Here is a 25,846-nt window from a genome sequence, read left to right on the forward strand (position 1 = left end):
ACCCCGCCCGTAAGGTCGTAGATCAGTCGCGGACCACGCGCTGAACGATGACCTGCGGACGAAGGGAGGTGACCGGCCCATGATCCAGCCGACACCGACGCACCACCAGGAGCGGGGGCCGGTGACCTCATCGGCCTGGCGGGGACAGCGGGAGCGCCGGTACGGGTCCGAGCTCGGCCAGAGGGCCGCCGGGCCGGGGCCACGGTCGTGGTCCTGGACGGCCGCGGCCGCCGTGTTCCTGCCCGCCGGGTTGCCGCGCGAGGGAAAGGTCGCCTTCTGGGACCCGGCCCAGGGACCGGTTCCGCAGGGGCTGCCGGGCGAGGTGACCGAGCTGACCGTGGTGCGCCGCCACGGCGCGGGCGCCCGCAGCCGCAAGGTGCCCGCGCTGCTGGTGCCCGTCGCCGACGCCCTCCCGGTGCTGACCGGGGCCCGCCGCCACCCCGCCGGGCACCCCGCGGCCGCGTGCTGGGGCGCCGCCGCCCTGCACGCCCTGCACCTCGTCGCGCGGGGCAGACTGCTGCCCGGTCTCACCTCGACCAGCCACGACGCCTGGCGGGCCGGCCCGCTGGACGCCGACGACATCGCCCAGCTGAGGGCCATCGCCGCCGCCATGCCCTACGAGGCGTACGCCGTCCCCGTGCCGGGGCGGGGCGCGCTCCAACTGCCCGACCCCGAAGCCCTGGTGCGGTCCTTCCTGGACGCGGTCGCGGACACCCTGCCGCGCACCCCGGCGGCGGCGTACGCGGCGGGAGCCCCGTTCGCCGCACCCGCCGCCCAGCACCTGCCCGCGGCCCGCGCCTGGGCGGCGGAGGCGGCCGCCGGCATGGACGCCGGCGTGCGGGTGTCGCTGCGCCTGGATCTGTCCGGGTACGAGCTGTTCGACACGGCGTCCGACGAGGAGGGCGAGGCCCGGCGCGCGGGCTCGGCGATCGTCCAGGTGCACAGCCTCGCCGACCCCACCCTCGTGGTCGACGCGGCCCGCCTCTGGGCGGACCAGGAACCAGGCAGCCCGACCGAAGCTGGCGACCGGACGCGAACCGGCCCCGTCACAACCGGAGTTGACGCCTTCGGCCCGCGTGCCCGGATCGACGCGCTGCTCGCCCTGCGCCGCGCCGCCCGCGTCTGGCCGCCGCTCGGACTGCTCCTGGAGCGGAGCGTCCCCGATGTGCTGCCGCTCACCGAGACCGAGCTGTACGAACTGCTCGGCGAAGCATCGGCGAAGCTGGACGCGGCGGGCGTCACCGTCCACTGGCCGCGCGAACTGGCCCGCACCCTGAGCGCCACCGCCGTGGTGCGGCCCGCCCCCGGTTCGGCGACCGACGGGACCTCCTTCTTCGACGCCGGGGAACTCCTCGCCTTCAACTGGCAGTTGGCGCTCGGCGGCGAACCGCTCACCGAAGCCGACATGGACGTGCTCGCCGAATCCCACCGCCCGATCGTGCGGCTGCGCGATCAGTGGGTGGTCGCCGACCCCGAGCTCGTCCGCAAGGCGCGCAAGCGCGACCTGGGCCTGCTCGACCCGGTGGACGCGCTGTCCGTCGCGCTCACCGGCACCGCGGAGATCGACGGCGAGACGGTCGAGGCGGTCCCGGCCGGCGCGCTTGCGGTGCTCCGCGACCGGCTCCTCGAAGGGCCCGCGGCGGCCGAGCAGCCGCCCGGCCTCGACGCGACACTGCGCGACTACCAACTGCGCGGCCTCGCCTGGCTGGAGCTGATGACCTCGCTGGGGCTCGGCGGCTGTCTCGCCGACGACATGGGACTCGGCAAGACGATCACCCTGATCGCCCTGCACCTGCGGCGGGCCCGCACCGAGCCGACCCTGGTGGTCTGCCCCGCCTCCCTGCTCGGCAACTGGCAGCGCGAGATCGCCCGGTTCGCGCCGGGCGTGCCCGTACGCCGCTTCCACGGCAGTAGCCGCACCCTGGAAGATATCGACGGCGGCTTCGTCCTCACCACCTACGGCACGCTGCGCACCAGCGCACCCCAACTGGCCGCCCACACCTGGAACATGGTGGTCGCGGACGAGGCCCAGCACGTCAAGAACCCCTTCTCGGCGACCGCGAAGGCGCTGCGCTCGATCCCGGCCCCGGCCAGGATCGCACTCACCGGTACCCCGGTGGAGAACAACCTGTCCGAGCTGTGGGCCCTGCTCGACTGGACGACGCCCGGCCTGCTCGGCCCCCTGAAGGCCTTCCGCGCCCGGCACGCCCGGCTGGTCGAGAACGGCGAGGACGACGACGCGGCGGCCCGTCTCGCCCGCCTGGTCCGCCCCTTCCTCCTGCGCAGGAAGAAGTCCGACCCGGGCATCGTGCCCGAGCTGCCGCCGAAGACGGAGACCGACCATCCGGTGCCGCTCACCCGTGAGCAGGCCGCCCTCTACGAGGCGGTGGTCCGCGAGGTGATGGCGGCCGTCGAGGCCAGCGAAGGCATCGCCCGCCGCGCCCAGATCATGAAACTGCTCACCGCCCTGAAGCAGATCTGCAACCACCCCGCGCAGTACCTGAAGGAGACGGCGCCCCGCCTCGCGTCCCGCTCGGGGAAACTGGCCCTGCTCGACGAGCTGGTGGACACCATCCTCAGCGAGGATGGCTCGGTGCTGGTCTTCACCCAGTACGTCGCCATGGCCCGGCTGCTCTCCACCCACCTCACCGCCCGCGGCGTGCCCTCCCAACTGCTGCACGGGGGAACGCCGGTGACCGAGCGGGACCGTCTGGTCGACGCCTTCCAGTCCGGCGAGGTCCCCGTCTTCATCCTGTCCCTGAAGGCCGCCGGCACCGGCCTCAACCTCACCCGCGCGGGCCATGTCATCCACTACGACCGCTGGTGGAACCCGGCGGTGGAGGAGCAGGCCACCGACCGCGCCTACCGCATCGGCCAGACCCAGCCGGTCCAGGTCCACCGCCTGATCGCGGAGGGCACGGTGGAGGACCGCATCGCCGACATGCTGGAGCAGAAACGCCAGTTGGCGGAGGCGGTGCTCGGCTCCGGCGAAAGCGCCCTGACCGAACTCACCGACCGGGAACTGGCCGACCTGATCTCGCTGCGGAGGACGCCATGACAATCCGTCCGCCCGTTCGCGGCCCCCGCCACGACGATCGCCGCCGCACCTATCCCGCGCTCGGCGCCCGCTCCGAGCGGGCCGGAACCTGGTGGGGCGACGCCTGGATCGAGGCGCTGGAGGAGCTTGCCCTCGACCCGGCCAGGCTGGCGCGCGGGCGCGCCTACGCGGCGGCTGGCCATGTGGACGCGATCACCGTCACGCCCGGCCGGATCACCGCGTACGTCCACGGCTCCCGCCCGCGCCCGTACCGTACGGAACTGCGCCTGCGCACCCTCCCCGACCAGGCATGGGAGGAGTTCCTCGACACCGCGGCGGCGGCGCCCGCCCACATCGCCGCGCTCCTCGACAAGGACCTGCCGCACGCGCTGGCCGACGAGGCGGCCCTGCTGCCCGGCTCCGGCGACCTCATCCCCGACTGCTCCTGCCCCGACGACGGCTACCCTTGCAAGCACGCGGCGGCACTCTGCTACCAGACCGGCCGCCTGCTGGACGAGGATCCGTTCGTGCTGCTGCTGATGCGCGGGAGAGGCGAGCAGGAAGTCCTCGCCGCGCTCACCCGGCGCAATGCCACCCGCATGGCCGTCGAGCGGGTGGCCCCGACGCCTCAACTCCCCACCGTCCAGGCCCGTACGGCGGTCCAGTCACGCACGCTCCCTCCCCTGCCGCCACCGTTTCCCGCGCCGCCCAGGCCGGGCCACCCGCCCGCCTTCCCCGCGGTGCACGGAGGCCCCGACCCGCTGTCCCTGGACCTCCTCGCCACCGAGGCGGCCATCCGCGCCCACACGCTCCTCACCACCGGCGAGGACCCGACCGGCTCCCTCTCCACCTGGCAGGACGCCGTCCGCCTGGCCGCCGTGCACCCCGGCTCCGGCCTGACCTCCGCGACCCGCGCCCTCTACACCTCCCTGGCCCGGGGCACCGACCGCACCCCCGCCGACCTGGCACGCGCGGTGGCCGCCTGGCGGCAGGGTGGCATGGAGGCACTCGCGGTACTGGAAACCCCCTGGGACCCGCCGGCGGGTCCCTTCGACCGGGCCCGCCCCGCCCTGACCGCCGCCGGTTTCCCGGACTTCCGCCCCAGCCGCAACCGCCTCTCCACCCCCACCACGCAACTCCGCTACGGCCGCGACGGCCTCTGGTACGGATACGAATCGGACCCGGGCCGGGACGACTGGTGGCCGCGCGGCACCCCGGACGCGGATCCCGTGGGGGCGCTCACGGCGCGCCTGGGCGGCTGACACCCAGGTCGGCGGGCCTGGGGACGAGCAGTAAAAGGCCCAATGCGCCGGGGAGTTCAGACGGACGCCGCGACAGCCGGCGCAGGAGAAATGGTGCCCGCGGCCCAGGAGGTGCGCGGCGGTGGCACTACGTGCTCGCCGCCCACCGCGTCAGCTTCCTGAAGTCCGCCTCCCGCAACCCTTGTCGTGGGTGGACGCGCATCAGCAGCGCCGGCGAATCATGGTTGTCGCGCACATAGGCCTCGTCCAGATCGGTGATCATGTCGTCCACCCAGGCGAACGGGCGGCCCGCGGCCCACTTCAGCAGGGGCCTGGTCTTCCAGTACAGGCCGTCGGGGTCGGTGGCGAAGAGCTCGGGCCACGCTATGAAGGGAAGGTCGGGCGGGAGGCCGATGGCCGGGGCGATCATTTCGTTCGCCTCGTTCATCCATGTGGTGGCCCACGCCAGTTCGTACGGCAGGGAGCGCAGTCGTGGGCCGTGGGCCGCGTTGAGGTACACGCGCAGGCCCCACCTGTGGGCGCGCGAGCCCGGCGTCTGACGGGAGAGCCAGCATGACGGGTGGAGGCGATGGGTGCGGTAGCCGCGCAACTGGGGGAGGCGGGCGGCGTACGGGTTGAGCGGGCCGTCCACGTCGAGAAGCAGCAAGGGGCGATCCGGCGCAGTCGTCATGGGGGAGGGATACCCAGGTGAGCGCCTCAAGTGCCGGACGATCAAGGGCGGTTGTGGAGGTCAGGAGTCCGTTCCGGGCGGCTCGGCTTCCCGGGCCCAGGAGGCCATGACCGCGTCAATGGCCGCGGCGACCCTCGCCCGCGCCCGGTTGTGCGGCACCCGGGCCATGAGCAACGCGTCGTACTCCGTGTCCAAATGGCGCACCGAGGCGCGGACGGCGGCCGTCACGGCGGCTTCGTCCAGCGCGCGGCCGGCCGCCGATCGGCCCACCCTGCCACTGCCGCGCACCGAGGTGTGCTCGGCGATGTCGCGGGCCCGTTCGGGCGGGCAGCCCGGAAACAGGCGCTGGATCTCCTCGGTCAGCGCCGCGGTGAACCGTAGGTCCTGGTTGGCCCGGCGCTCGGCGTCCCGGGCGCGTCGGCGGGCGCGGGCCTCCATGTCGGCGAGGCAGGCGGCCTCCGCGGCGGCGAGGGCCCGCTCCTCGACGAAGACGCCCTGACGTTCATATCGCCGCCGACGTCGGTTGAAGCGGACCACGACGGCGGACAGTGAACTGCCCGCGCGTGCCCGGCGGGTCAGTGCGGTGTCGCCGCGCGGCAGGAAGACCAGATGACCCAGGTCCGAACAGTCCAGGCAGCGCGGAGCGCCGGATTCCAGAACGAGATGGCGCAGCGGGGCGCGGTCGCATTCGACGCAGCGATGGCGCCGGCGGGGTTCTATGACGAGAATGGGACAGCCTCCTTGTGCGCGCCGCCCTCAGTGGCGGCGACCGGCCCTGCCTCCACGCTTCCCCCGCAGGACTCTCTTCACGTGCTTTTCCTTGTGTGATTCCCCGGTCAATAACCGGTGGAACAAGCCGGATCGGCCTTGCTACGTTTCCACACGTGGCGAAACTCAATCAGATCATCGCAGTCGAAAAGGGAATCAAGTCGAAGTCCCATCAGGACCTGACGGCCATTCAGCACGGGCTGCATAAGCCCGCGTTGCTGGCCGGGATCTCCCGCACCTACCAGCCCAAGGACGAGGAGGGCGAGCAGCTGCCGCCCGAGTCCACCCGGGTGCAGGTCAAGTCCGAGGACGTGCTGCGCGAGACGGCCGCCACGCTGACCCGGCTGTTCGACGTGACCGCCACCAAGGACTGGGCGAACTGCGAGGCGCGCGCCGACATCACCGTCGAAGGACGGGTCCTCATAGCCGCGGTGCCTGTCTCCTACCTGCTCTTCCTGGAAAAGCAGCTGGCGGACATCAATGCCTTCGTGCGCAAGCTTCCGGTGCTCGACGCCGCCGAGTCGTGGGTGCAGGACCCCTCCACCGACTCCTGGAAGACGGAGCCGGTGCGGACGCTGCGCACGAAGAAGGTGCCGCGCAACCACGTCAAGGCGGAGGCCACCGAGAAACACCCGGCGCAGGTCGAGGTGTACTACGAGGATGTACCGGTCGGATACTGGACGACCGTCAAGTTCTCCGGTGCGCTGCCCGCCCGCCGCGTCAACGAACTCCTCGGCCGCATCGAGAAGGTGCAGCAGGCCGTGAAGTTCGCGCGCGAGGAGGCCAACGGCATCGACGTCACCGACCAGCGAGTGGGCGACGCCGTATTCGGCTACCTTTTCGGCTGAGCGCCGGATAGTTTTCCCAAGACTCCCGGCTGTGCGTCAGCACGGCCGGGTGCGCGAGGAGCGCAAAGCTGAAACTGAAGCTTGTCGTGACGGTGCGGCCGCAACTCAAGCGTGCCGCCATCAATCTCAGACTCTCGCTCCAGACTCAGCATTCGCCGCCGATCGCCGGAACAACCGGGCCCAGGCCCATGTGCGTCGAATTGCCGGTTCAAGTCCGGCCCGCGGAGCTTCAGTCGAGTTCCATCCCGATCCGCGGTGGTCCAAAGGCAGGACGCGACGGCTTGAGACTGACCTGGGCCCTCAAGAGGGCCGGCGTGTGCAGTCCGGTGGCATCACCCAGGGCCCGGGGGCCGGCTACGCCTCCGGGCCCGCTCCCGTTCCACCGCTCACGCACCACGCATGATGGAGGCGTGCGACTCGAAGCGATCACCTGGGAACGGCTGACCGAGGCTCTCACCGAACGGGCCATGGACCTGAAGGCGGCCGACGCCGGCCCCTGGCTGCGCATCGGCATCGACGGCGCCCCCGCGGCCCGCCCCGCGGAACCGGCGGAACGTCTGGCGGAATCGCTCCGCGTGCGCGGCAGGTCCGTCCTCACCGTCTCCACCGAGGGCTTCCTGCGCCCCGCCTCGCTGCGCTACGAGTACGGCCGCGAGGACCCGGACACGTACTACGACGGCTGGTTCGACACCGGCGCCCTGTGGCGGGAGGTCTTCGGGCCGCTGGAACGGGGCGGCACGGGCCGGGTCCTGCCCGACCTCTGGGACCCGGTGACCGACCGGGCGACCCGGACCCCCTACCGGTCGCTCCCCGAAGGCGGCGTGCTGATCGTGCACGGCCCGCTCCTCCTCGGCCGCTGGTTCCCCTTCGACCTCACGGTGCACCTGCGGCTGTCCGCCGCCGCCCTGCGACGCCGCACGGACGAGAGCGCGCGCTGGACGCTCACCGCATTCGAGCGGTACGAAACCGAGGTGCGGCCGGCGGACGCCGCCGATGTGGTCGTACGCGTCGACGACCCCCGGCATCCGGCGTGGACGGTTGAGGGGTGAGCCCTAGCGGGATTCCGCCGGGGGCCTCCCTCCCACGATGCCGACCGCCAGCGCCCCCGCCCGGCACCCCGCCCCCGCCGCCTCCGTCGGGGAGGCTCCCCTCAGACGGGCGGCGAGGAAGCCGCCGGTGAACGCGTCGCCCGCACCCGTGGAGTCAAGAGCCCGCGCCTGCGGGGTCGCCACCTGCGCGATGACCTCCCCGGCCGCGGCCACCAGCGCCCCCGCCGCGCCCAGGGTGACGGCCACGAGGGGGAACTGTCGGCTCAACTTGGCTGCGGCTTCGGCGGGTTGGGGGAGTCCGGTCAGGAAGGACGCCTCGGCCGCGTTGGGCAGCAGGACGTCCGTGCCCTCGGCCATCGCAAGGAAGCGGTCGATGCCGAGGTCGTTGATGAAGCCGGTCGAAGCCGGATCGAGGCTCACGGTGATATTGGCCCGGCGGGCGGACCGGATGGCGGCGCGGGCGAGTTCGCGGCAGGAGTCGGCGAAGAGCAGATACCCGGAGAGGTGGAGGTGAGCCACCCCCTCCAGGAGGGTGGGCGACCAGTCGGCGGGGTTCATGCGGTGGACCGCGCCGCTGTCGGTCAGGAACGTGCGCTCCGCCGTCGCCGTGTCGACTAGGGCGATCACGGTCGCGGTGGGCGCGTCGGCATCCGGGATCAGCAGGGGGCGTACGCCCGCGTCACGTAATCGGAGATCGTGCCAGGCCATCCGGTCCGGGCCGACCCGGGCCAGCAGCCGCACGTCCGGACAGCCCGAATGGGCCGCCCAGCAGGCCGCGTTGGCGCCCGCACCGCCCGGCACCGTAAGGATGTCGGCGGCGGTGTCGGTGGCGGATGCGAGCGGGCCGCGGTGGCGGGCGATCACGTCGGTGACCACGTCCCCGACGACCAGGAGCCCGCCGCCCGCGCCGGCGGCCGCCTCGTCGCTCACAACGCCGCCGCGATGTCCGCGGCGAGCCGCACGTTCGCGCGAACCGCCGCCACGTTCGCCTCCAGGGAGGCGCCGTCCGTGTGCTCGACCAGGTAGCGGAGGAGGAACGGGGTCACCGCCTGGCCGGTGATACCCGCCGAACGGCACGCGGCGAGGGCCGCCGCGAGCACCTCGTCGTGCAGCCGCGGATCCAGTTGTTCGCCCTCCGGGACCGGATTGGCCACGATCAGCGCCGACTTGAGGGCCAGCGAGCGATGGGCCCGCAGGACGTCCGCGGCCTCCTTCGGGGTGCGCACGGTCCAGTCCACCGGCTGGCCCGAGGAGGAGAGGTAGAACCCGGGGAAGTGTTCCGTCCCGTAGCCGAGCACTCCGATTCCCAGAGTTTCCAGCCGCTGGAGCGTGGCCGGGACATCGAGGATGGACTTCACGCCCGCGCACACCACCGCGATCGGAGTACGGGCCAGCAGCCGCAGATCCGCGGACTCGTCCTGCGTCTCGCACCATTGGCGGTGTACGCCGCCGAGGCCGCCGGTCGCGAAGACGCGCAGGCCCGCCCGCTCGGCCAGGAACGCGGTCCCCGACACGGTCGTCGCCCCGCTCGCGCCGGTCGCCACGGCCATCGGCAGATCGCGGTGCCCGAGCTTGCGCACCTCCTCGTTCGCCACCCGCTCCAACTGCCCCTTGTCCAGGCCCACCAGGGGCCGCCCGTCGAGGACGGCGACGGTCGCGGGGACGGCGCCCCTGGTCCGCACCAGCTGCTCCAGCTCCGCGGCGACCCGCAGATTGCGCGGCCGGGGGAGGCCGTGCGAGATGATCGTCGACTCCAGGGCGACGATCGGCCGGCCTTCGCCGAGAGCGGTCCGTACTTCTTCCGACACCTTGATCGCATCAGGTACGTCGTCAAAAGGCATGAACCATCCCTGGCACGTTCGGGAGCCGGGTAAACGTTCTGCCGCAGGCGCCGCTGCGCAACTCCGCCCGGCGGAATCGGGTTTGAGAGGCCGTGCGCTCGCCATGGAGGCGTGCTGGACACACTGTCGCGCAGGGGTGGCCGGAACGGGCCGGACTGTCGGTCGGAGCCGGTGGCGTACACGGCTAGATTGACCGGCCATGAGCACCATGAACCCGGCCCACACCGCCTCCCCCGGCTCCTCACCGGCACCCGCCTCCTTTGCCGTGCACATCGCCGACGCCGAACTGGAGCCGGAGCCCCTGGACCCGGACCAGATCGTCTCCGGCGCCCCGGAGGTGAGCGGCAAGGTGCTGTGGGAGTCCGCGGACGGGAAACAGATCCGGGGCATCTGGCAGATCACGCCGGGCGTGGTGACCGACACCGAGGCCGATGAACTCTTCGTGGTGGTCAGCGGGCGCGCCACCGTCGAGGTGGCGGGCGGCGGGACGCTGGAGATCGGTCCCGGCGACGTATGCGTGCTGCGGGAGGGCGACCGCACCACGTGGACCGTCCACGAGACGCTGCGCAAGGCCTACCAGATCAGTTGCTGAGCCGGTTCTCAGCCGCGTCCCGCACGCCATGGCGACGGGACGTGAACAGGGCCAGACCTGCCATCGGCAGCAGCAACGACGCGCCCACCGCGTTCAGCCAGCCGTATCCCGCGTGGGCCACGATCAGGCCGGCCGTGAGGCCGCCGAGGCCGGCTGCCACGTTCATGGTCAGGTCGCACAGGCCCTGCACGGCGGCGCGGGCGGGGCCCGGCACGGAGTCGGTCAGCAGGGCCGAACCGGAGACGAGCCCCGCCGACCAGCCGAGGCCCAGCAGGAAGAGCCCCGCCATCGTCTGACCGTGGCTCGCGCCCGCGGTGCCCGCCAGCAGGGCGGCGCAGCACAGCAGTCCGGCCGCCAGGCCGATCACCGAGAGACGTCCGAGCCGGTCGGCCAGCCAGCCCATCACCGGTGAGAACGCGTACATCCCCGCGATGTGGATGCTGATGACCAGGCCGATCAGCTCGATGCCCGCGCCGTGACGGGTGAGGGCGACCGGTGTCATCGACATGATCGACACCATGGTGGTGTGCGACACGGCGACGGTGACCAGGGCGAGGCGGGCCCGCGGCGACTCCCTGACCGCGGCGACCCCGGCCCGCAGCGAGCGGGCCGCCGGAGGGTGCGCCGCGCTGCCGTCCAGTTCGCGGGCGGTCAGCAGAGGGTCCGGGCGCAGGAGTACGGCGATGAGGACGGCCGCGACGAGGAACACCCCGGCCGACCAGACGAAGGGGCCCGCGGCCGCCGGTATGCCGAAGCCGGTGACGCTGCGACCGGCGGGCGCGGCGATGTTCGGGCCGAGCACCGCCCCGATCGTGGTCGCCCAGACCACGGTGGAGATGGCGCGGGCGCGCCGTGCGGGCTCGGCGAGGTCGGCGGCCGCGTACCGGGCCTGGAGGTTGCTCAGGGACCCGGCCCCGAAGACGGACATGCCGACGAGCAGCATCGGGAAGCTGCCGAGCACCGCGCTCGTGACCACGACCACGGCCCCCACCACCCCGAGCAGATAGCCGAGGACCAGGCCGGGACGGCGGCCGCGCCTGGATATCAGCGCGGCCAGCGGCATCGCGAGCAGCGCGGGTCCCGCCACCATGGAGGCGGAGGCGAGCCCGGACAGGGCCTGGCTGCCGCTGATATCGGCGGCCAGGACGGCCGCCAGCGCGATCCCCGTGGCGTTCGCGAGGCCGCCGAGTATCTGACTCGCGATCAGCACGGCGGTCGTGCGCCGTCGCAGAGCGGGCAGCGCCGCACGGTCGGGCACACGGCCGGTGTCGGATGCGTCCGGGAGCGTAGTCACTGGCGCAGTGTGCCAGCCCGTACACCCACACGAAACAGACGGCCCCTGGGCCGCGGTCGCCCGCTACCGGGGCCCGGCAGGCCCCGCACGGCTGGGACCGGCGGTCCCGGGCAGCGCCCCCTGAGCAACTCGGCTCGGTGGCACCCCGTTCGCTTCGGCAGCGGTCAGAACAGCGGCTCCGGCAGCACCCCCTCCAGGGCGAGGAGGCGCCGCTTGATTTCCAGGCCACCGCCGAATCCGCCCAGCCCGCCGTCGCTCTCCACCACGCGGTGGCAGGGCACCACCACCGGCAGCGGGTTGGCGCCCATGGCCGCGCCCACCGCCTGGGCGGCCGCGGGCCGGCCCACCCGGCCGGCCAGATCCCCGTAGCCCACCACCGTCCCGTACGGAACGCCCGTCGCCAACTCGCGCAGCACCTGCCGGTTGAAACCGGACGCCAGCGACCAGTCGAGCGGCAGCGTGAACTCCCGCAGCCCGCCCGCGAAGTAGGCCGTGACCTGACGTATGGGCTCCTCCAGCGGGCCCGCGCGGCCGGGCACGGCCGGGGCGGGCTCGGTTCCGAAGCGGGCGGCCAGGGCCCGCACGGCCCGGTCGCGCACCGCTTCGTCCGCGTGGAACACCACGTTCACCAGGCCCTGGCGGGTGGCGGCGAGGAGCAGCGGGCCGATGTCGCTCTCGACCACGGCCCACTCGACGAACTGCGCACTGCTGTCCATGCCGCCCACGGTACGACCGCCCACTGACACCGCCCGCCTCTCACGAGAAGACCGCAGATGGAAAGCGGCACGAAAGCAAACAGATCCGAACGGAACCGGACTCCTGCGGCTTCGGAGTCGATAAATTGCCCGGAAAATGTTTGCCTGTCGCGCAGCGCGCCCTAATGTCGCCCCGAACCAGGCCGCAACAGGAGTAGGGCCTCTTCAGTCGGTACGGGGTGAAGGGCACACGGGTATGCACGGGACGGTCGACGGATTCACCTATGGCCTCGTGACGCCGGTCGCGGCGTTCATCATGGCCTGTCTCGGCGGAGCGCTGGGACTGCGCTGCACCGCCCGGTCCCTGCGGACCGAGCGCTCCTTCAAGGCGCTCTGGCTGGGCCTCGGCGCCACCGCCATAGGGTCGGGCATCTGGACCATGCACTTCATCGCGATGATGGGCTTCACGGTCCGCGAGGCGCCGCTCGGCTACGACCGGGGCATCACCTTCGCCAGCCTCGCCGTCGCGATCGTGATGGTGGGCATCGGCATCTTCATCGTCGGCTACCGCGGCGCCACTCCCATGGCGCTGGTCACCGGGGGCACGATCACCGGCCTGGGCGTGGCCACCATGCACTACCTGGGCATGGCCGGGATCAGGATGAACGGGGAGTTCGAGTACAACACCCTGGTCGTCAGCATCTCCGTGGTGATCGCAGTGGTGGCCGCCACCGCCGCGCTGTGGGCCGCCGTCTCCGTGCGCGGCTTCCTGGCCAGCCTGGCGGCCAGCCTCGTCATGGGCGTCGCGGTCAGCGGCATGCACTACACGGGAATGGCCGCGCTCAGCGTCCGGCTGCACGGCGCCGGCGGCGCGGGCGGTGGGGAGTCGCCGGCCTCGCTGCTCGCACCGATGCTGATCGGCCCCGTCGCCTTCCTGCTCCTCGCCGGGGTGGTCGTGATGTTCGACCCGCTGGTGGTCATGGGCAAGCCCGACTGGGACAAGCGCCCGCCCCGTGCGGTACCGGTGCCGCGGCATCGCCCGTCCTTCCCGGAACGCACCAGCTGGGCGGCGCCCGAGCCCCCGCGCGAGGGCTCGGCCTCCCCGCACGACTGGTGACCGCGAGGCGATCGGAGCCCGGTTGTCAGTGGCGGGTCGTACGGTGGTTGCATGCGGCCCGTTTCCAAGATCGAACGTACGGTGGCGCCCTTCGAGGTCGTCAGTCCCTACCAGCCCAGCGGTGACCAGCCGACGGCCATCGCCGAGCTGGAGAAGCGCATCCGCGCAGGTGAGAAGGATGTCGTCCTCCTCGGCGCCACCGGCACCGGAAAGTCGGCGACGACTGCCTGGATGATCGAGAAGCTCCAGCGCCCCACGCTCGTCATGGCGCCGAACAAGACGCTGGCGGCCCAGCTGGCCAACGAGTTCCGGGAGCTCCTGCCCAACAACGCCGTCGAGTACTTCGTGTCGTACTACGACTACTACCAGCCTGAGGCGTACGTCCCGCAGTCGGACACCTACATCGAGAAGGACTCCTCCATCAACGAGGAGGTCGAGCGGCTGCGCCACTCCGCGACCAACTCGCTGCTGACCCGTCGCGACGTGATCGTGGTCGCCTCCGTCTCCTGCATCTACGGCCTCGGCACCCCGCAGGAGTACGTGGACCGGATGGTCCAGCTCAAGGTTGGCGACGAGATCGACCGCGACCAGCTGCTGCGCCGCTTCGTGGACATCCAGTACACCCGCAACGACATGGCGTTCGCGCGCGGCACCTTCCGGGTGCGCGGCGACACCATCGAGATCTTCCCGGTGTACGAGGAACTGGCCGTCCGCATCGAGATGTTCGGCGACGAGATCGAGGCGCTCTCCACGCTCCACCCGATCACCGGCGAGATCATCAGCGAGGACCAGTCGCTCTACGTCTTCCCGGCCAGCCACTACGTGGCGGGCCCGGAGCGCATGGAGAAGGCCATCAACGGCATCGAGAAGGAGCTGGAACAGCGCCTCGCCGAGCTGGAGAAGCAGGGCAAGCTGCTTGAGGCCCAGCGACTTCGCATGCGCACCACGTACGACATCGAGATGCTCCGCCAGATCGGCAGCTGCTCCGGCGTCGAGAACTACTCGATGCACTTCGACGGGCGTGATCCCGGCACCGCGCCGAACACACTGATCGACTACTTCCCCGAGGACTTCCTGCTCGTCCTGGACGAGTCGCATGTGACCGTGCCGCAGATCGGCGCGATGTACGAGGGCGACGCCTCCCGCAAGCGGACGCTGGTGGACCACGGCTTCCGGCTGCCCTCCGCGCTGGACAACCGGCCGCTGAAATGGGAGGAGTTCCTCGGCCGCATCGGCCAGACCGTCTACCTGTCGGCCACCCCCGGCAAGTACGAACTGTCGCGCGGCGACGGCTTCGTGGAGCAGATCATCCGCCCCACCGGCCTGGTCGACCCTGAGGTCGTCGTCAAGCCCACCGAGGGCCAGATCGACGACCTGGTGCACGAGATCCGCCGGCGCACCGAGAAGGACGAGCGCGTCCTGGTCACCACCCTCACCAAGAAGATGGCCGAGGACCTCACCGACTACTTCCTCGAACTGGGCATCCAGGTGCGGTACTTGCACAGCGACGTCGACACCCTGCGCCGCATCGAGCTCCTGCGCGAACTGCGGGCCGGTGAGTACGACGTGCTGGTTGGCATCAACCTGCTGCGTGAGGGCCTCGACCTGCCCGAGGTCTCCCTGGTGGCGATCCTCGACGCCGACAAGGAGGGCTTCCTGCGCTCCGGCACCTCCCTGATCCAGACCATCGGCCGCGCGGCGCGCAACGTCTCCGGCCAGGTCCACATGTACGCCGACCGCATCACCCCGGCGATGGAGAAGGCCATCGAGGAGACCAACCGGCGCCGCGAGAAGCAGATCGCGTACAACAAGGAGAAGGGGATCGACCCGCAGCCCCTCCGCAAGAAGATCAACGACATCGTCGCGACCATCGCGCGCGAGGAGGTCGACACCGAGGAACTGCTCGGCACCGGATACCGCAAGGGCAAGGACGGCAAGGCGGCCAAGGCACCGGTGCCCTCGCTCGGCGGCAAGGCGGCGAAGACGGCCAAGGGTGCCAAGAAGGAGCTCACGGACCGGCCGGCGGCCGAACTGGCGGGAATCATCGAGGAGATGACCGACCGGATGCGGGCCGCGGCGGCGGACCTCCAGTTCGAGGTGGCGGCCCGGCTGCGCGACGAGGTGGGCGAGTTGAAGAAGGAGCTGCGCCAGATGAAGGAGGCGGGGCTCGCCTGACCGGCGCCACGGGGGGTCGCGGCGGGAGGGCACGCGGTGTGTTGCAACACCGCCACAAAACGCTCCCGTGGGACGGTGCGGCCCGCACCACTGCGTAGGGTCTGCCCGGAGAACGTAGAAGAACGCAAAGCGCATCAGAACAACACATGGGGAGAGGGGACAGCGCGTGACGGTCAATCTGTCCAAGGGCCAGGCCATCAGTCTGGAGAAGCAGGGTGGCGGCACCCTGACCGCGGTGCGGATGGGGCTCGGCTGGCAGGCGGCACCGCGACGGGGCCTGTTCGGCAAGCGGACGCAGGAGATCGACCTGGACGCGTCGGCGGTGCTCTTCGCCGACAAGCAGCCCGTCGACGTGGTCTTCTTCCGCCACCTCGTCAGCGACGACGGCTCGGTCCGGCACACCGGCGACAACCTCGTGGGCGGTGCAGGCCAGGGCGGTGACGACGAGTCGATCCTGGTGGACCTCTCACGAGTGCCCGTCCACATCGACCAGATCGTCTTCACGGTGAACTCGTTCACCGGCCAGACGTTCCAGGAGGTGCAGAACGCGTTCTGCCGTCTGGTCGACGAGACCAACGGCCAGGAGCTGGCCCGCTACACGCTGGACGGCGGCGGTCAGTACACCGCGCAGATCATGGCCAAGGTGCACCGCTCCGGCGCCGGCTGGCAGATGACGGCCATCGGCAACGCGGCCAACGGCCGCACCTTCCAGGACCTGATGCCGGCGATCCTGCCGCACCTGTAACCCGCTCCGGATCACGGACACCGCAGCTCCCGGAGGCCTCGCGCCACCGGGAGCTGCACCACAACCGCACACGCACCACCATCAACTCGACGAGGGGACAGAGGCGATGACGGCCGAGTTGGTACGGGGACAGAACCATCCCCTGGCCCAGACCCGACTGGAAATCAGGGTGTCGGTCGGCACCCCGGTCGTGGTGGGCGCCACACTCGGCGACGAGCACGGCACGGTGCGCGGAGCGGAGCGGGTCTGCCACCCTGGCGCGCCGACCCTGCCCGGCCTGGAAGTCTCCCAGCAGGCCGCCGCCGACCACCGCATGGCCGTCGACCTGGAGGCACTGGACGACGAGGTGCACCGGGTGAGCGTGCTCCTCGCCCTGCCCGCCAACCAGGGCCCCAGCCGTTTCGCGGCCGTCGCAGCCCCCTTCGTCGCCGTCACAGGCCTCGACGGCACCGAGATCGCCGGCTACACCATCACCGGCCTCGGCGTGGAGTCCGCCGTCGTCGCCCTGGAGCTCTACCGCCGCCAGGGCGCCTGGAAGATCCGCGCCGTCGGGCAGGGGTACGCGGGCGGCCTCGCCGAAATGCTCGCCGACCAGGGCCTGCCCGAGGCACGGCAGCTGGCCGCCGCGATCCAGGACGCGATCGCCGTCGGTGCCTCCCGCTCTGTGGCGGCGCCCCTGCCCCGTACGGGCGACGATGCCCGGGTACGGACGTCCGCGCCCGGTCCGGCGGGCGGGCCCGCACCGGTGGACGGTCAACAGCCCCTCGCCCCGCCCCAGTCGGCGGCCGGCGGTGCCATCGACTACGCGCATCCGCGCCGGCAGAGCACCGCGCCACCGCCACCGCCCCCGGCCGCGCCGCCCGCCGCCCCCGGCGAGCCCGCCCGGCCCGTCGCGGGCGACGCCACCGGCTGGTCCATGGACGAGCGGCTCTACAACCAGGTGTGGGGCATGTTCGAGGACCTGGCCCGCACCATCGCCGCCTACCGCAGCGCCGTCGACTTCGCCGACTCGCGGATGGAGCAGGAGCTGGACCGCGCCTTGTCCGACCCGCGCGGCCGCATCGGCTCGGCAGGGGACCAGGCGCGCGAGGAGGCCCGGACCAAGCGCGAGCAGCTCGTCGAGCGGGCCCGGGAGGCGCTGGATCGCGATCTCGCCCAGCTGACCGCCGAATCCGAGGTCGTCGAGCCGGCTCTGCCGCCCGCCTACGCCCGCTGGGACAGTCCGGTGTGGCACGCCTACCGGGCTCCGATGGAGCTCCCCATGGCGCTGCGGATCGGCGATCTGCATCTGCCCGAGCAGCCGGAACTGCGCATTCCGATGCTGGTCCGGCTGCCGCTCGAGCGGGGCCTGTGGATCGATTCAGGTCGTACCGGCTTCGAAGAGGCCGCCTTCATGGACCCCGACCGGATCAAGGGCCTGGCGATGGACACGGCGGTGGCGGTCGCGGCCCGGCTGCTCGCGGTCTATCCGGCGCATGAGTTCGCGGTCCACGTCATCGACCCGGCGGGCTCGGCCGCGGTCCGCCTCGCCCCGCTCACCCGCGCGGGGGTGCTCGCCGCACCGCCCGCGGCGGGAGCCGCCGGGGTAAGCGAAGTACTCGCCCGGCTCACCCAGCGTGTGGACCTCGTGCAGATGGCGGTCCGGGGCGGCGCGGGCGCCGACGCGCTGCCGCCCGGCGTGGACACCGCGGAACAGTTGTTGATCGTCAATGACTTTCCGCACGGTTTCGACGACCGTGCCCTGAACCAACTGCGCTACCTCGCCGACGAGGGGCCGTCGGTCGGCGTGCACCTCCTGATGGTCGCCGATCGCGAGGAGGCCAGCGAGTACGGGCCGGTCCTCCAGCCGCTGTGGCGCTCGCTGCTCAGGCTGACGCCGGTGCCCGACGACCACCTCGCCGACCCGTGGGTGGGGCACGCCTGGACGTACGAGCCGCCGTTGGAGCCGCCCGCCAGCCGGATCCTGGAGCAGGTCCTCGGCCAGGTCGGCGCCGCCCGCGAAGCCGGGCCCCGTTAGCGGCCTCCGCCGCCGGAAACCCGAACCGTCGGCGTAACGACCGGGGCAGCCCAGCCCACCTGGGCATTTGAGCAGTCTTTACCAATCTCTTTACTGTTCCTTGGTGATTCGGGTAGGCTCCCTTCCAGCGGAGGGGAGTACTCCCGGCTGCGGCGTTCCCGTCAATACGGACCCACGGGACGGGTCCCGGGACGCCGGCCCGCGGCGCGAGGAAGGCGCCCGGGTGGAAGAGACCTCCGGCAGCGACGACGCTGATCAGTAGCCGTACGACGCCGGAGGCGCAGTGGACGTTTCAATGACCCTGTGGGTACTGACCATCCTTGGTCTGTGTGCCCTGATCGCGGCCGACTTCTTCATCGGGCGCAAGCCCCATGACGTGTCGGTCAAGGAAGCCGGCATCTGGACCGTGGTCTGGATCGTGCTGGCCGCGCTCTTCGGCCTCGGCCTGCTGTTCTTCGGCAACAGCCAGGCGTCGGGCGAGTTCTTCGCCGGCTTCATCACCGAGAAGTCGCTCTCCGTCGACAACCTCTTCGTCTTCATCCTGATCATGGCGAAGTTCTCGGTCCCCTCGCACCTCCAGCAACGGGTGCTGCTCTTCGGCGTGTTGATCGCCCTCGTGCTGCGCGCGATCTTCATCGCGGCCGGTGCCGCGGTGATCGCCAACTTCTCCTGGGTCTTCTACATCTTCGGCGCGTTCCTGATCTACACCGCGTGGAAGCTCATCCAGGAGGCGCGATCCGGCGACGAGGAGGAGGAGTTCGAGGAGAACCGTCTCCTGAAGTCCGTCGAGAAGAAGTTCGGCGTCGCCGACAGGTACCACGGCACCAAGCTCTTCGTGCGGAAGAACGGCAAGAAGATCCTGACGCCGCTGATGGTCGTCATGCTCGCCATCGGCACCACCGACGTGCTCTTCGCGATGGACTCCATCCCCGCGATCTTCGGCCTGACCCAGGACCCGTACATCGTCTTCACCGCCAACGCCTTCGCGCTGATGGGTCTGCGCCAGCTGTACTTCCTGATCGGCGGACTGCTCAAGAAGCTGGTCCACCTCAGCTACGGCCTCTCGGTGATCCTCGGCTTCATCGGTGTGAAGCTGGTGCTGCACGCCCTGCACGAGAACGGGGTGCACGTCCCCGAGATCTCCATCCCGGTCTCGCTCGCCGTCATCTGCGGAGTGCTGATCATCACCACCATCACCAGCCTCGTGGCCACCAAGGGGCAGGCGCCGGCCGAGGAGCCCCAGAAGGACAGCGTCGGCGCCTGACCGGCGGTGGTGAGGCGGCCCGTTACGCCGGGGCCGCCTCCGGCTTCGCCCCGGAGCCCGGCTCCGCCACCGCGGTGGGCCGGGTCTCCGGAAGCAGCGCGAAACAGCCCAGACTCAACAGCCCGACCCCGGTCAGATATCCGGCGACCCCCCACGGTGTGCCCTCACCGCGGGACAGGGCCGTCGCCACGATCGGGGTGAGCGCACCGCCGAGCACCCCGCCCAGGTTGTAGCCGACCGCGGCACCCGTGCAGCGCACCCTCGGGTCGTACAGCTCCGGCAGATACGCCGCGATCACCGCGAACATCAGGATGAACGCCAGCATCGCGCCGAGGAATCCGGCGAACATCAGCAGCGGCTCGGCGGTCGCGAGCAGCGCGACCATGGGGAACATCCACACGACGGTCGCCGCGCAGCCCGCCAGGCAGAGCGGTCGTCGGCCGTAGCGGTCGCCGAGCAGGGCCGCGAACGGAGTCAGCACGCCCATGACCGCGACGGCCGCCATGATGCAGACCAGCATCACCGTGCGGTCGACGCCCAGCCGTTCCGTCGCGTACGCGAGTGACCAGGTGGACACCGTGTAGAAGACGGCGTAACCGACCGCCAGGGCCCCCGCAGTCAGCAGCACCAACCGCCAATGGCCGCGCGCCACTTCGAGCACCGGCAGCCTGGCCGGCTCGCCCATCTCGCGGAACTGCGGCGTCTCCGCCAGTGAGGTGCGCAGCAGCAGCCCGGTCAGCGCGAGCAGCCCGGCACCCCAGAACGGCACCCGCCATCCCCAGTCGCGGAACTCGGCGTCGGTCAGCCCGGCGGACAGTGCGAGCACCACCCCGTTGGCGAGCAGGAAGCCGGTCGAGGGCCCGATCTGCGGAAAGCTCGCCCACAGGGCGCGGCGGTGTGCGGGCGCGTGCTCGGCGGTGAGCAGCACCGCGCCGCCCCATTCGCCGCCGAGCCCGAGCCCCTGAAGGAAGCGCAGCAACAAGAGAAGAACGGGCGCGGCGACGCCGATCGTGGCGTACGGGGGCACACAGCCGACCGCCACCGTCGCGAGGCCGGTCAGCGTCAGCGAGGCGAACATCACCGGGCGGCGGCCGTAGCGGTCGCCGATGTGTCCGAAGACGACCGAGCCCAGGGGGCGGGCCAGGAAACCGGCCCCAAATGTGCCGAAGGCGGCCAGAGTTCCCGCGAGCGCGGAGAACGTCGGAAAGAAGAGCGGGCCGAGGACGAGGGCGGCAGCGGTCCCGTAGACGAAGAAGTCGTAGAACTCGATGGCGGTCCCCGCGAGCGAGGCGGCCGCGAGGCGGACCATCGAGGGGGCGGCCAGTGCAGTGGTGGTGCGCATGGTGCGCCAACTACCCGCAGTGATCATGTGTTACGGGGGCGCGCGGAAGCTCACCGCACGGCGGTCGGGGGCACTTCCGCGCCCCCGATTGTCAGTGGCGGGTGCCACGATCGAAGCATGGACCACTTCCTCGCGCCGATCGTGCCGGTTCCGCCACCGGACCCGGCGGCGGAACCCGCCGCCGGGCGGCTACCAGCCCCGTGCGTGCCACTCCGGCAGGTGCGGGCGCTCGTCGCCGAGCGTCGTGTCGTCGCCGTGGCCGGGATACACCCAGGTCTCGTCCGGCAGGGCGTCGAAGAGCTTGGCCTCGACATCGCGGATGAGGCTGGCGAACGCCTCCGGGTCCTTCCAGGTGTTGCCCACGCCGCCGGGGAAGAGGCAGTCGCCGGTGAACACGTGGGGGTGGCCGTGCGGGTCGTCGTAGACGAGGGCGATCGAGCCGGGGGTGTGGCCGACGAGGTGGCGCGCGGTCAGTTCGACCCGTCCGACCTTGATCGTGTCCCCGTCCTCGACGGCGACATCGGTCGGCACCGGGATGCCTTCGGCGTCGTACCGGCCGGCATAGGTGCGCGCGCCGGTCGCCGCGACGACCTCGGCGAGCGCCTGCCAGTGGTCGCCGTGACGGTGCGTGGTGACGACGGACGCGATGCCGTCGTCACCGATCAGCGTCAGCAGCGTCGAGGGCTCGGCCGCCGCGTCGATGAGCAGCTGCTCGCCGGTGTTCCGGCAGCGCAGCAGGTACGCGTTGTTGTTCATCGATCCGACGGCGACCTTGGAGATCATCAGGTCTGTCAGCTCGTGCACATCGGCAGGGCCGCCGACCTTCACCGCTCCGCTGTACGTCATGGGCTCAGCCTATCGCCGGGGTCACAGCGGGGGCAGGGCGGGCAACGCCCCGCCGGTCGCCTTCAAGGCCGCGCCGTCGCGCCGTCCCGCGAGCCAGCCGACCAGGTCCGCGGCCGGGCCCGTCACCTGGACCGGGCCGCCCTGGGCGCCGCCGCCGGTGGTCCAGCTCCGGCCCTGGTCGTCGGTCAGGGTGAGGGCGGGGAGGCTCTTGTGCCCGGCGAACCGATCCGTGAGGAAGTCGATCTCGCGGCGCACGAAGTCCCCGGGCAGGTCCTCCAGCTCGTATCCGAGCCCGAGGTCCACGTGGTGCAGCTCGACCTCGATGAGCCGCCTGAAGGGCACGCGGGCGGCCTCGTCGGTCACGCCGTTGCGGAGCTCGACCGTGCGCGACCAGTCGGCGGGGCGGTCGCCCGTAGCCTGGAAGGTGGCCGCGCTCTCGCGCACGTCGGCGAGCTGGACGTCCAGTGGACGCGGCGCGTCCCGGTCGATGTCGGCGTCCCGGGCCTCGGAGCTCGCATACATGGGCCGCCCCTCCAGCACGTTGACGAGCGCATCCGCGTTTCGTGCGATATGGGCCAGCACATGACCGCGGCTCCAGCCGGGGAGCCGTGACGGCTCAGCCACGGAGGCGTTGTCCAGTGCGGCGGCCGCGGTGAGCAGCCGTTCGGTGGCTTCGCGTACAGAGGCCAGGTCGCGCGCGTGATCAATCATGGCGCCGACGATAGCCCCGCCACTCATTTGGGTGAAGGAGGCTGGACGAGTCCGTAAATCGAATGCGCGTGCTATACGCTCGATGTGGGATCGCTCATCGACCTTTCGCTGAGCCGCACAGTTCCCCCAAGACTTCACCGACAGCAATCCGGCGCCCCCCATACCCTGGGACGGGGGCTCCTGTAGCTCCCTCGCTTCTCTCTAGAAAGGTGCGGACCGGCGTGGCCGACCGTCTCATCGTCCGTGGCGCGCGCGAGCACAATCTCAAGAACGTCTCGCTCGACCTCCCGCGCGACTCCCTCATCGTCTTCACCGGGCTCTCGGGGTCGGGCAAGTCCTCCCTGGCGTTCGACACGATCTTCGCCGAGGGGCAGCGCCGGTACGTCGAGTCGCTCTCGTCGTACGCCCGCCAGTTCCTCGGCCAGATGGACAAGCCCGACGTCGACTTCATCGAAGGTCTGTCGCCCGCGGTCTCCATCGACCAGAAGTCGACCTCGCGCAACCCGCGCTCGACGGTCGGCACCATCACCGAGGTCTACGACTACCTGCGTCTGCTCTTCGCGCGGATCGGTAAGCCGCACTGCCCCGAATGCGGCCGGCCGATCTCCCGCCAGTCGCCGCAGGCCATCGTGGACAAGGTGCTCGAACTGCCCGAGGGCAGCCGTTTCCAGGTGCTTTCGCCGCTGGTTCGCGAGCGCAAGGGCGAGTTCGTGGACCTCTTCGCCGACCTCCAGACCAAGGGCTACAGCCGGGCCCGGGTCGACGGCGAGACGATCCAGCTCGCCGAGCCGCCCAAGCTGAAGAAGCAGGAGAAGCACACCATCGAGGTGGTCATCGACCGTCTCACGGTGAAGGACTCGGCCAAGCGCAGGCTCACCGACTCCGTGGAGACCGCCCTCGGTCTCGCAGGCGGGATGGTCGTCCTCGACTTCGTGGACCTCCCGGCCGACGACCCCGAGCGTGAGCGGATGTACTCCGAGCACCTCTACTGCCCTTACGACGACCTCTCCTTCGAAGAGCTGGAGCCGCGCTCCTTCTCCTTCAACTCGCCCTTCGGTGCCTGCCCCGACTGCACCGGCATCGGCACCCGCATGGAGGTCGACCCCGACCTGATCATCCCGGACCAGGACAAGTCCCTCGACGAGGGAGCGGTCTCGCCGTGGTCGCTCGGGCACACCAAGGACTACTTCGCCCGCCTGGTCGGCGCGCTCGCCGACGAACTGGGCTTCCGCACCGACATCCCCTGGGCCGGTCTGCCGCAGCGCGCCAAAAAGGCGCTGCTCCACGGCCACAAGACCCAGATCGAGGTCCGCTACCGCAACCGGTACGGCCGCGAGCGCGCGTACACCACCGCCTTCGAGGGCGCGGTGCCGTTCGTCAAGCGGCGCCACTCCGAGGCGGAGAGCGACGGCGCCCGCGAGCGCTTCGAGGGCTATATGCGCCAGGTGCCCTGCCCCACCTGTGAGGGCACCCGCCTGAAGCCCCTGGTCCTCGCGGTCACCGTGATGGAGAAGTCCATCGCTGAGGTCGCCGCGATGTCGATCAGCGACTGCGCGGACTTCCTGGCCGAACTCAGGCTCAATGCCCGCGACAAGAAGATCGCCGAGCGGGTTCTGAAGGAGGTCAACGAGCGGCTGAAGTTCCTGGTCGACGTCGGCCTCGACTACCTCTCGCTCAACCGCGCGGCCGGCACGCTCTCCGGCGGCGAGGCCCAGCGCATCCGCCTCGCCACCCAGATCGGCTCCGGTCTGGTCGGCGTCCTGTACGTCCTGGACGAGCCGTCGATCGGTCTGCACCAGCGCGACAACCACCGCCTGATCGAGACCCTCGTGCGCCTCCGCGACATGGGTAACACCCTGATCGTCGTCGAGCACGACGAGGACACCATCAAGGTGGCGGACTGGGTGGTCGACATCGGCCCCGGCGCCGGTGAGCACGGCGGAAAGGTCGTCCACAGCGGGCCGTTGAAGCAACTCCTCGCCAACAAGGAGTCGATGACCGGGCAGTACCTGGCGGGCAAGAAGTCGATCCCGCTGCCCGACATCCGGCGTCCCGCGGACCCCACGCGCCGGCTCACCGTGCACGGCGCGAAGGAGAACAACCTCCGCGACATCGACGTCTCGTTCCCGCTGGGCGTCCTGACCGCCGTCACCGGAGTGTCCGGCTCCGGAAAGTCGACGCTGGTCAACGACATCCTCTATACGCACCTCGCGCGGGAGTTGAACGGCGCGCGCAGCGTGCCCGGCCGGCACACCCGGGTCGCGGGCGACGATCTGGTCGACAAGGTCGTCCACGTCGACCAGTCGCCCATCGGCCGCACCCCGCGGTCCAACCCGGCCACGTACACCGGCGTCTTCGACCACGTCCGCAAGCTGTTCGCCGAGACGATGGAGGCCAAGGTCCGGGGCTATCTGCCCGGTCGCTTCTCCTTCAACGTCAAGGGTGGCCGCTGCGAGAACTGCTCGGGCGACGGCACGATCAAGATCGAGATGAACTTCCTGCCGGACGTGTACGTCCCCTGCGAGGTCTGCCACGGGGCGCGCTACAACCGGGAGACGCTGGAGGTCCACTACAAGGGCAAGTCCATCGCCGAGGTCCTGGACATGCCGATCGAGGAGGGTCTGGAGTTCTTCGAGGCCGTCCCCACCATCGCCCGGCACCTCAGGACGCTCAACGAGGTCGGGCTCGGGTACGTCCGGCTCGGCCAGTCCGCGCCCACGCTGTCGGGTGGCGAGGCCCAGCGCGTGAAGCTCGCGAGCGAGCTGCAGAAGCGGTCCACCGGCCGGACGGTGTACGTGCTGGACGAGCCCACCACCGGCCTCCACTTCGAGGACATCTCGAAGCTGATCAAGGTGCTGTCCGGTCTGGTCGACAAGGGGAACTCGGTGATCGTCATCGAGCACAACCTGGATGTCATCAAGACCGCGGACTGGGTGGTCGACATGGGGCCCGAGGGCGGCAACGGCGGCGGTCTGGTCGTCGCCGAGGGCACGCCCGAGCAGGTCGCCTCGGTGCCGACGAGCCACACCGGGAAGTTCCTGCGGGACATTCTGGGGGCCGACCGGATCAGCGACGCCGCGCCCGCGCCGGCGCGGAAGCCTGCGAAGAAGGCCGCGGCCAAGAAGGTGGCCGCCAAGCCTGCGGCCGCCAAGAAAGCGGTCCGGGCCCGCAAGAGCTGAGCCATGCGCCCCGCCCCTCCGCTCCCCGAAACCCTCCTGGGGTGGGGAGCGGCGGGGGCCCCGGGACCAGCAGTCCCGGGGCGCTGCCCCTCTCCCGTGACGGGCTTGGTGGTGGCGGGGCGGGGACGTGCGGGCCGGCGGCTGGGTCTGGGCTCCGCCCCCCCGGCCTCTGCCCCGGGGCCTGGTCCTCAAGCGCCCCAGGGGCTCACGCCGGGTGGCTGGGTCGGGGTTCCCCCGGGGCTTCTCTGCCCCCGGGCTTCGGCCCCGGGCAAGCGCCCCAGGGGCTCACGCCCGGCGGCTGGGTGTGGCCTCCACCCCGGGCTTCGGCCCGCCCGGGTTTCCGCCCCCCGGGCCTTCGCCCCCGGGCCTTCGCCCCCGGGCCTTCGCCCCCGGG

General features: G+C 71.2%; 20 protein-coding genes. 11 read left to right on the plus strand and 9 right to left on the minus strand.

What is annotated here, in order from left to right:
• Positions 1-79: 79 nt before the first annotated feature.
• Positions 80-3,058 carry a DEAD/DEAH box helicase gene (locus OG522_RS27960; RefSeq protein WP_329465774.1) on the plus strand — a complete coding sequence of 993 codons (2,979 nt, stop codon included), beginning with the start codon at positions 80-82 and terminating at the stop codon, positions 3,056-3,058.
• On the plus strand, positions 3,055-4,299 hold the full coding sequence (locus tag OG522_RS27965) for an SWIM zinc finger family protein (RefSeq protein WP_329465775.1): 1,245 nt from the start codon (positions 3,055-3,057) through the stop codon (positions 4,297-4,299). The genes OG522_RS27960 and OG522_RS27965 overlap by 4 nt, the downstream gene beginning before the upstream one ends.
• A 127-nt stretch (positions 4,300-4,426) precedes the next feature.
• Here the strand turns inward: OG522_RS27965 and OG522_RS27970 are convergent, their stop codons facing one another.
• The gene (locus tag OG522_RS27970) at positions 4,427-4,969 is read right to left on the minus strand and encodes a hypothetical protein (protein WP_329465776.1); all 543 of its coding nucleotides are present in this window, start codon (positions 4,967-4,969) and stop codon (positions 4,427-4,429) included.
• A 60-nt stretch (positions 4,970-5,029) separates the two neighbouring features.
• Complete coding sequence (locus tag OG522_RS27975; RefSeq protein ID WP_329467763.1) at positions 5,030-5,698, minus strand: DUF2293 domain-containing protein; 669 nt, start codon at positions 5,696-5,698, stop codon at positions 5,030-5,032.
• Between the two features lie 155 nt (positions 5,699-5,853).
• Between OG522_RS27975 and OG522_RS27980 the strand changes: the two genes are divergently transcribed.
• Both OG522_RS27980 and OG522_RS27985 read left to right on the plus strand, forming a co-directional pair.
• Positions 5,854-6,585, plus strand: coding sequence for a DUF7873 family protein (locus OG522_RS27980; RefSeq protein ID WP_329465777.1), 732 nt, complete (start codon positions 5,854-5,856; stop codon positions 6,583-6,585).
• A 410-nt stretch (positions 6,586-6,995) separates the two neighbouring features.
• Positions 6,996-7,634: a uridine kinase gene (locus OG522_RS27985; protein ID WP_329465778.1), complete on the plus strand. Its 639-nt coding sequence runs from the start codon at positions 6,996-6,998 to the stop codon at positions 7,632-7,634.
• Between the two features lie 3 nt (positions 7,635-7,637).
• On the opposite strand, the gene OG522_RS27990 is transcribed toward OG522_RS27985, so the two are convergent.
• Together OG522_RS27990 and OG522_RS27995 are read right to left on the minus strand one after the other, a co-directional pair.
• Positions 7,638-8,564 (minus strand): carbohydrate kinase family protein, encoded by a 927-nt coding sequence (locus OG522_RS27990; protein WP_329465779.1) that lies wholly within the window; start codon positions 8,562-8,564, stop codon positions 7,638-7,640.
• Positions 8,561-9,475, minus strand: coding sequence for a pseudouridine-5'-phosphate glycosidase (locus tag OG522_RS27995; RefSeq protein WP_329465780.1), 915 nt, complete (start codon positions 9,473-9,475; stop codon positions 8,561-8,563). Before OG522_RS27995 ends, OG522_RS27990 begins: the two co-directional genes overlap by 4 nt.
• Before the next feature lie 208 nt (positions 9,476-9,683).
• On the opposite strand from OG522_RS27995, the gene OG522_RS28000 reads away from it, so the two are divergent.
• On the plus strand, positions 9,684-10,067 hold the full coding sequence (locus tag OG522_RS28000) for a cupin domain-containing protein (protein ID WP_443074845.1): 384 nt from the start codon (positions 9,684-9,686) through the stop codon (positions 10,065-10,067).
• On the opposite strand, the gene OG522_RS28005 is transcribed toward OG522_RS28000, so the two are convergent.
• On the minus strand, positions 10,057-11,361 hold the full coding sequence (locus OG522_RS28005) for an MFS transporter (RefSeq protein ID WP_329465782.1): 1,305 nt from the start codon (positions 11,359-11,361) through the stop codon (positions 10,057-10,059). The genes OG522_RS28000 and OG522_RS28005 overlap by 11 nt on opposite strands.
• A gap of 164 nt (positions 11,362-11,525) precedes the next feature.
• The gene (locus tag OG522_RS28010; protein ID WP_329465783.1) at positions 11,526-12,077 is read right to left on the minus strand and encodes a methylated-DNA--[protein]-cysteine S-methyltransferase; all 552 of its coding nucleotides are present in this window, start codon (positions 12,075-12,077) and stop codon (positions 11,526-11,528) included.
• 235 nt (positions 12,078-12,312) lie between these two features.
• On the opposite strand from OG522_RS28010, the gene OG522_RS28015 reads away from it, so the two are divergent.
• The 5 genes from OG522_RS28015 to OG522_RS28035 all read left to right on the plus strand — a co-directional run bounded on the left by OG522_RS28015 (position 12,313) and on the right by OG522_RS28035 (position 19,374).
• Complete coding sequence (locus tag OG522_RS28015) at positions 12,313-13,173, plus strand: MHYT domain-containing protein (RefSeq protein ID WP_329465784.1); 861 nt, start codon at positions 12,313-12,315, stop codon at positions 13,171-13,173.
• 51 nt (positions 13,174-13,224) lie between these two features.
• On the plus strand, positions 13,225-15,348 hold the full coding sequence (uvrB, locus tag OG522_RS28020; RefSeq protein ID WP_329465785.1) for an excinuclease ABC subunit UvrB: 2,124 nt from the start codon (positions 13,225-13,227) through the stop codon (positions 15,346-15,348).
• Positions 15,349-15,514: 166 nt separating this feature from the next.
• Positions 15,515-16,093 (plus strand): TerD family protein, encoded by a 579-nt coding sequence (locus OG522_RS28025; RefSeq protein WP_329465786.1) that lies wholly within the window; start codon positions 15,515-15,517, stop codon positions 16,091-16,093.
• A gap of 106 nt (positions 16,094-16,199) precedes the next feature.
• Complete coding sequence (locus OG522_RS28030) at positions 16,200-18,110, plus strand: TerD family protein (RefSeq protein WP_329465787.1); 1,911 nt, start codon at positions 16,200-16,202, stop codon at positions 18,108-18,110.
• Between the two features lie 283 nt (positions 18,111-18,393).
• Positions 18,394-19,374 (plus strand): TerC family protein, encoded by a 981-nt coding sequence (locus tag OG522_RS28035; protein ID WP_329465788.1) that lies wholly within the window; start codon positions 18,394-18,396, stop codon positions 19,372-19,374.
• 22 nt (positions 19,375-19,396) lie between these two features.
• On the opposite strand, the gene OG522_RS28040 is transcribed toward OG522_RS28035, so the two are convergent.
• From OG522_RS28040 to OG522_RS28050, 3 genes are all read right to left on the minus strand, one after another.
• On the minus strand, positions 19,397-20,683 hold the full coding sequence (locus OG522_RS28040) for an MFS transporter (RefSeq protein ID WP_329467764.1): 1,287 nt from the start codon (positions 20,681-20,683) through the stop codon (positions 19,397-19,399).
• 222 nt (positions 20,684-20,905) lie between these two features.
• On the minus strand, positions 20,906-21,562 hold the full coding sequence (locus OG522_RS28045; RefSeq protein WP_329465789.1) for an MBL fold metallo-hydrolase: 657 nt from the start codon (positions 21,560-21,562) through the stop codon (positions 20,906-20,908).
• 21 nt (positions 21,563-21,583) lie between these two features.
• Entirely contained in the window at positions 21,584-22,273 is a 690-nt protein-coding gene (locus tag OG522_RS28050) for a maleylpyruvate isomerase family mycothiol-dependent enzyme (protein WP_329465790.1), read from the minus strand.
• Positions 22,274-22,482: 209 nt separating this feature from the next.
• On the opposite strand from OG522_RS28050, the gene uvrA reads away from it, so the two are divergent.
• A complete protein-coding gene (gene uvrA / locus OG522_RS28055) occupies positions 22,483-25,452 on the plus strand; it encodes an excinuclease ABC subunit UvrA (protein WP_329465791.1) in 2,970 nt (989 codons plus the stop codon).
• The last annotated feature ends 394 nt before the right edge of the window (positions 25,453-25,846 follow it).

Source organism: Streptomyces sp. NBC_01431 (assembly GCF_036231355.1).
Lineage (GTDB): Bacteria > Actinomycetota > Actinomycetes > Streptomycetales > Streptomycetaceae > Streptomyces.